We start from the raw sequence: 2,666 nt of genomic DNA on the forward strand, positions 1-2,666 counted from the left end.
CATTAAAACGACTTTCCGTGAAAATCACAAGTCTTATGACTGGATTTTATCCAAACCTAACAATTGTAATTGTTAAGTAATATTGTTTTTAGCTCATTTTATACATATTTGATACCCAATTTTTACACTTATTTTACATCACTGCGGTACCCTTTAGGTGTTGATACAGACGGATTATTCTGAGGAGCGATCATCATGAAGAAGTCTTCGATTACGATTATTTTAACATTACTGTTTGTCGCCACAATCGGCATTTCGGGAGTTGTCTCGCACCACCGAAATGATGCCTCGGCTTCCAACCCCAACGAAGTTTCCAAATCATTTCGGGGAACTTGGTATGGCAATCAAGCCGACATTTATTTTGGTAAGCACAGCGTCAGTTATCATTCCGACCAAACATTTTATGAGCGGTCCGGTAATTATTTTGTCTTCGGCCCAACCTCAACAAAAGATTGGCGCGCATTTGGGACACCAAACACCAGTGACGTCAATTTAGCCAGGGTCACCAACCAGGATGTCGCTGGATTCGTCCAGCCGGTTTTGGAAACTTACAAGGGCAATCCGCATTCTTCCGGTCCGTACAAAGTTTACTATTATACCCGAAACAGCACCGACGTCATGAAGACGATGACAGGCGAGGTCAACCGCCTGCCTAAGGCCAATGTCGAAGGCTTCAATATGGAATAAGTATCGTCATTTAAACACCAGCCAGTGGCCGGAGGAAAAGCACCTCCTGCCATAAAAGCAAATTAGCCAATCATCCAAACCAGGATGGTTGGCTAATTTATTTATCCCATATGTTATTTCTCAAACGTCTCATTCATCACTTGAACGGTTCGAAAGACATCGTCACTTTGGGCGATCATTGAAATGACTGACACGCCGGATACCCCGGTTTTTGGCAGCTCGACAATGTTTTCTTCCGTAATGCCGCCAATGGCAACGACTGGGAGCTTGCTTTCTTTGACGAGCGTTGCCAGGCCGTTAACCCCGATGACCGGATCGGCATCCGCTTTTGAACCAGTCGGAAAGACCGGCCCGCTGCCAATATAACTGATTCCGGCAGTCTGGTTGGCAATGTCAATTTGTTCCTTAGTGTCACATGATAGGCCAACAAACATGGTGCCGCCCACTTGGTCGATGACTTTTCCGACCCGTTCATCTTTTTGGCCAACATGTACCCCGTCTGCCCTGGTCTTAATGGCTAATTCAACGTCGTCGTCAACGATAAATGGAATTTCATAATCGGCACACATGTCACGCAAATCGGCTGCTAGTTGGTCTCGTTTTTCTCCGCTTAACGAGCCCGGTCCCTTCTCACGATACTGAAAGGCGGTGATTCCGGCTTCCATGGCTTGTTTGGCAACTTCTTGGAGGGTTTTGGTTGGATCTTTGATATCTTGCGTTCCGGCAATAAAATAACTTCGTAACATCCCTGACTCAAATTTCAGCCCCATACTAATCACCGTCTCCTTCAAATGTTGCCCAGTGGTTCAATGGTCCGTGCCCATGGCCGACTTGAATCCCGTTGGCAATAGTCGCCTGAACGTATTTCTTCCCAATCCGAATGGCGGTTTCCACGTCTTTTCCCTTGGCAATTTCAGCCGTGATGCACGAGGACAGCGTATCGCCGGTTCCATGAGTCCGCACGGTATCAATTCGAGGCGAGCTGACCCAAAACGATTTGCCATCCTCAAGTAAAATAAAGTCCGATGATTCAGCGGATTCGGTCTGGTGACCACCTTTGATTAAAACGTTCTTAACGCCTAAATCCTGCAGCTTCTTAGCGGCTTCAATCATTTGATCCTTATTTTCAATCTTCATGCCGGTCAGTTCTTCTGCTTCAGGCAAATTGGGCGTCAAAATATCAGCCAGCGGCAGTAATTCTTCTCTCGCGGTATTAATGGCATCTTCGGAAAGTAGGCGGGCACCGCCCTTGGCAACCATGACCGGGTCAACCGTTAAGGTGCCGAGATCGTACTTTTTCAGGTTGGCAACAACGGCCTCAACGGTTGCCACATCAGCTAACATCCCCGTTTTGCAGGCCCGAATCTTTAAGTCTGAAGCGACTGAAGCAAATTGCTCATCAATGAGTTTCTTTGGAATTGGCATGAAGTCTTGGACACCAATTGTATTTTGTGCGGTCACCGCAACAATGACCGCTGCAGAAAAGACGTGGCGCATTTGCATCGTCTTGATGTCGGCCATCACACCGGCGCCACCGCCACTATCCGTTCCAGCAATCGTCAATGTTTGAATTGTTTCGTTAACCATGATTTTTTAGTCCTCCTAATGTTTTGTGTGGGGTTTGTTAAATATGCTTGAAGTTGTCTGGTTCAGGGCTGTCACTCTCATGCTACTTGGGTTGAACGTGCTCCGACGACTGTAAACGAAGTGCAACGTCTAGCCTATTTGGCGTGTCAGATTGGTTTCTCCCCTGCTACTTGGATTAAACGTGCTTCCCAGAGCAGCAACCTGCACCTAAGCCAACTTCCGGGGAAATCAAACTCGATTTCCTCGAAAGTTAGTTTCTCCCCTGCTACCTAGATTAAACGTGCTCCGACGACCGTAAACGAAGTGCAACGTCTAGCCTACTGGCGCGAACCAACTTTGACGCAAAATCGCGTGAGGTTTCTCCCCTGCTACCTAGATTAAACGTGCTCCGA

At 47.1% G+C, this 2,666-nt stretch carries 3 protein-coding genes; 1 reads left to right on the forward strand and 2 read right to left on the reverse strand.

All coding sequences use genetic code 11. From position 1 onward, the window contains the following. Positions 1-195: 195 nt before the first annotated feature. Positions 196-687: a hypothetical protein gene (locus AB3112_RS10485; protein ID WP_084972964.1), complete on the forward strand. Its 492-nt coding sequence runs from the start codon at positions 196-198 to the stop codon at positions 685-687. A 113-nt stretch (positions 688-800) separates the two neighbouring features. Here the strand turns inward: AB3112_RS10485 and thiE are convergent, their stop codons facing one another. Next, complete coding sequence (gene thiE, locus AB3112_RS10490; RefSeq protein WP_084972966.1) at positions 801-1,457, reverse strand: thiamine phosphate synthase; 657 nt, start codon at positions 1,455-1,457, stop codon at positions 801-803. 1 nt (position 1,458) lies between these two features. Next, positions 1,459-2,274, reverse strand: coding sequence for a bifunctional hydroxymethylpyrimidine kinase/phosphomethylpyrimidine kinase (gene thiD / locus AB3112_RS10495; RefSeq protein WP_084972968.1), 816 nt, complete (start codon positions 2,272-2,274; stop codon positions 1,459-1,461). Positions 2,275-2,666 lie beyond the last annotated feature (392 nt).

This window comes from Lentilactobacillus sp., from assembly GCF_040773105.1.
Classification (GTDB): Bacteria; Bacillota; Bacilli; order Lactobacillales; family Lactobacillaceae; genus Lentilactobacillus; species Lentilactobacillus parabuchneri.